This window comes from Rhizobium bangladeshense, from assembly GCF_001662075.1.
GTDB lineage: Bacteria > Pseudomonadota > Alphaproteobacteria > Rhizobiales > Rhizobiaceae > Rhizobium > Rhizobium bangladeshense_B.
In genome coordinates this window covers 1-2500 of the sequence record NZ_LYPL01000039.1, presented here as the reverse complement: position 1 = coordinate 2500, position 2500 = coordinate 1, and the positions used below count along the sequence as shown (strand labels likewise).

1 rRNA gene (cut by a window edge) is annotated in these 2500 nt (G+C 53.8%); it reads left to right on the top strand.

What is annotated here, in order from left to right:
* Window positions 1-2449: ribosomal RNA gene (locus A7X77_RS30875) — 23S ribosomal RNA — on the top strand; it begins 492 nt to the left of the window's first position.
* Window positions 2450-2500 lie beyond the last annotated feature (51 nt).

The window sequence follows — 2500 nt, the reverse complement described above, 5'->3', positions numbered from 1 at the left end:
TGGAAAGTGCGGCCGTAGTGGGTGACAGCCCCGTACGCGTAGATATCACGATTGTCCTAGAGTAGGGCGGGACACGAGAAATCCTGTCTGAACATGGGGAGACCACTCTCCAAGCCTAAGTACTCGTGCATGACCGATAGCGAACAAGTACCGTGAGGGAAAGGTGAAAAGCACCCCGACAAGGGGAGTGAAATAGAACCTGAAACCGGATGCCTACAAACAGTCGGAGGGGGCAACCCTGACGGCGTACCTTTTGTATAATGGGTCAACGACTTAGTGTAACGAGCAAGCTTAAGCCGGTAGGTGTAGGCGAAGCGAAAGCGAGTCTGAATAGGGCGTCATAGTTCGTTGCATTAGACCCGAAACCGAGTGATCTAGCCATGAGCAGGTTGAAGGTTGGGTAACACCAACTGGAGGACCGAACCCGCATCTGTTGCAATAGATTGGGATGACTTGTGGCTAGGGGTGAAAGGCCAATCAAACTCGGAAATAGCTGGTTCTCCGCGAAATCTATTTAGGTAGAGCGTCGAGCGAATACCCCCGGGGGTAGAGCACTGGATGGGCTATGGGGACTCACCGTCTTACTGATCCTAACCAAACTCCGAATACCGGGGAGTACTACTCGGCAGACACACGGCGGGTGCTAACGTCCGTCGTGAAAAGGGCAACAACCCTAACCTCCAGCTAAGGTCCCCAAGTCATGGCTAAGTGGGAAAGGATGTGAGGATCCCAAAACAACCAGGATGTTGGCTTAGAAGCAGCCATCATTTAAAGAAAGCGTAACAGCTCACTGGTCTAAATAAGGGTCTTTGCGCCGAAAATGTAACGGGGCTGAAGCCATGCACCGAAGCTGAGGATGTGTAGCAATACACGTGGTAGCGGAGCGTTCCGTAAGCTGATGAAGGGAGACCCGTGAGGGCTCCTGGAGGTATCGGAAGTGCGAATGTTGACATGAGTAACGATAAAGAGGGTGAGAGACCCTCTCGCCGAAAGACCAAGGGTTCCTGCTTAAAGTTAATCTGAGCAGGGTTAGCCGGCCCCTAAGACGAGGCGGACACGCGTAGTCGATGGGAACCACGTTAATATTCGTGGGCCTGGTGGTAGTGACGGATTGCACAAGTTGTTCTGGTTTATTGGATTATCAGGGCAGCGGAGCGGTTCCAGGAAATAGCTCCACCGTATAGACCGTACCCGAAACCGACACAGGTGGTCAGGTAGAGTATACCAAGGCGCTTGAGAGAACTATGTTGAAGGAACTCGGCAAATTGCACGCGTAACTTCGGAAGAAGCGTGACCCCAATTTACGCAAGTATTTTGGGGTGGCACAGACCAGGGGGTAGCGACTGTTTATCAAAAACACAGGGCTCTGCGAAGTCGCAAGACGACGTATAGGGTCTGACGCCTGCCCGGTGCTGGAAGGTTAAGAGGAGAGGTGCAAGCTTTGAATCGAAGCCCCAGTAAACGGCGGCCGTAACTATAACGGTCCTAAGGTAGCGAAATTCCTTGTCGGGTAAGTTCCGACCTGCACGAATGGCGTAACGACTTCCCCGCTGTCTCCAACATAGACTCAGTGAAATTGAATTCCCCGTGAAGATGCGGGGTTCCTGCGGTCAGACGGAAAGACCCCGTGCACCTTTACTATAGCTTTACACTGGCATTCGTGTCGGCATGTGTAGGATAGGTGGTAGGCTTTGAAGCGGGGACGCCAGTTTCCGTGGAGCCATCCTTGAAATACCACCCTTATCGTCATGGATGTCTAACCGCGGCCCGTCATCCGGGTCCGGGACAGTGTATGGTGGGTAGTTTGACTGGGGCGGTCGCCTCCGAAAGAGTAACGGAGGCGCGCGATGGTGGGCTCAGACCGGTCGGAAATCGGTCGTCGAGTGCAATGGCATAAGCCCGCCTGACTGCGAGACTGACAAGTCGAGCAGAGACGAAAGTCGGTCATAGTGATCCGGTGGTCCCGCGTGGAAGGGCCATCGCTCAACGGATAAAAGGTACGCCGGGGATAACAGGCTGATGACCCCCAAGAGTCCATATCGACGGGGTTGTTTGGCACCTCGATGTCGGCTCATCGCATCCTGGGGCTGGAGCAGGTCCCAAGGGTTTGGCTGTTCGCCAATTAAAGCGGTACGTGAGCTGGGTTCAGAACGTCGTGAGACAGTTCGGTCCCTATCTGCCGTGGGTGTAGGAATATTGACAGGATCTGTCCCTAGTACGAGAGGACCGGGATGGACATATCTCTGGTGGACCTGTTGTCCTGCCAAGGGCATAGCAGGGTAGCTATATATGGACGGGATAACCGCTGAAGGCATCTAAGCGGGAAACCCACCTGAAAACGAGTGTTCCCTATCAGAGCCGTGGAAGACGACCACGTTGATAGGCCGGGTGTGGAAGTGCGGCAACGCATGAAGCTTACCGGTACTAATAGCTCGATCGGCTTGATCGTTCTCATTGACCATGCTCATCACAAGGCGAACACGCTAGTGTTCGTCCTGAC